General features: G+C 65.4%; 1 protein-coding gene. It reads right to left on the bottom strand.

The genetic code is table 11. The features are described from left to right. Nucleotides 1-4: 4 nt before the first annotated feature. A partial coding sequence (locus tag VF497_RS06115) for a tetratricopeptide repeat protein (protein ID WP_330886740.1) occupies nt 5-1,715 on the bottom strand: 1,711 nt, incomplete at its 5' end.

Genomic DNA, 1,715 nt, shown 5'->3' with positions numbered 1-1,715 from the left:
GACTTCATCCGCGAGTCGGGCCTGGGTTCCTGAGCGGATCGGCTGGAACGATTTCGCGGCGGAATACCGAATCGGCCGGAAACGCGGCATCGAATATCGGCAGCAGTTCTTTCTCCAGTGTCGCGGCCTCGGCATCACGGCCCGTGGCGCGCAGGCTGCGCGCATAGAGCAAGCCGTAGCGAGCGGATTGCGGATTGCCCGCGCCGAGCTTGTCACGCACGAGATGAAAGGCGCGCTCATGGTCGCGCACGGACTCCTCGACCTTGCCTTGTCTTGCCGCGATCTGCGCACGCAGATCCGCTGCGCGCGCGCGAACCGAGTAGTTGCTCTTGGCATCGGCTGCTTCGATACGGTCGAGCAAGGCCGAGGCGGTGCTGTCATCGCCATGCAGGAAATGCCAGCGCGCCAGAGCCAGTTGCGGGTAGGGCAGATCGACGTTGTCCACGCCGGTTTTGGTGTAGGTGGCGACCGCGCGATCGAGCAGCGAGCGCGCTTCCTCGTTGGCGTTGCCGCTGTCGACGATCAGCGAGCCCAATGTGTCGCCCGCGCGTGTCGTGCGCAGGTCGTCCGCACCCATGTGCTCGCGGCGCAGGTCGTAGACCGTGCGCATCGCATCGATCGCGGCCGCATAGCGCCCGATGCTGCTGTCGAGATTGCTCACCTGGAAGAGAATGCTGGCGTATTCGGTGCTCTTCACGCCGTGCACCTTGGCGTTCGTGGCCAATGAATCGTCGAGCGGCGCCATGGCTTCGCTGTAGCGACCCATGCCGATCAGCATGCGCGCAAGTTCGCGCTGGTCGTTGGCGACGGAACTGCTTTCGGCAGAAAAGATTTCGGTGTCGACCGCGATCGCCTGCTTGATCATTTCGATCGCCTGTTCCGGTTTGCCGCCGCGGTCGAGGGCCTGGGCATAGTTGTTGAGCAGGTTGGCATGGCCTGCGGTACGCGTGCGGCCCTGCTTCTTGTCCATCTCCAGCCTGCGTTCGAAATACTGCCATGCCTGCGCGTAGTCGCCGCGGTTCTTCGCGATCATGCCGAGATTGAACACCGCCTCCTTCACTTTGGCTGTCGGCGTATCGAGTTTTTCGTTGATCGCCAGCGTCGCCTTGCCGGTCTCCATCGCTTCGTCGAAGCGGCCTGCCTTGTCGAGTGCGAGCGACAGCACCATGAGCGAATTGGCGATTTCCTCCGACTCCGGCGCGAACCTTTTCTGGCGCAGTTGCAGCGATTCGCGCGCCGTGCGCAGCGCATCCTCGGCGGGGAAATTGCCGTTGGTCAGCGTATTGGTCAGTTCCTCGAGATTGCGCGCGGCTTCGAGCGGCTGGTTCACGGCCGGGTCGAGATTGATCCCGGCGGCTTCGCGCAGCAACGGCGCGGCCTTGTCGTAGAGGTCCATGTGCCGGTAGGCGTTGCCCATCGCCTCGAGCAGGCGCGCGCGCGTGGCCGGATCATCCGCGAGTTCCTTGCGGATGCGCTCGGCGCCCGTGTCCAGCACCTGGCGCGCGGTCAGGTCGTGGCGTGCCGAATCGTTGCGGCCGGTGTCCGAGGCGGCGAACACCGAAACGAGGAAGTCGGCCGTGCGCTCCGCGATCGTCGCCTGCCGGCGCGCTTCCTTTTCCGCGACGACGGTGCGCCAGGTGAAGCCCGCGGCGAGTGCGAGCACGAGCGCGCCGACCGCGAATGCCGGCCAGTGCCGCCGCGCGAAGCGTGCGCCG

Source organism: Rudaea sp., assembly GCF_036383415.1.
In the GTDB taxonomy this organism is placed as follows: domain Bacteria; phylum Pseudomonadota; class Gammaproteobacteria; order Xanthomonadales; family Rhodanobacteraceae; genus Rudaea.
This window is presented reverse-complemented; position numbering and strand designations above follow the sequence as displayed.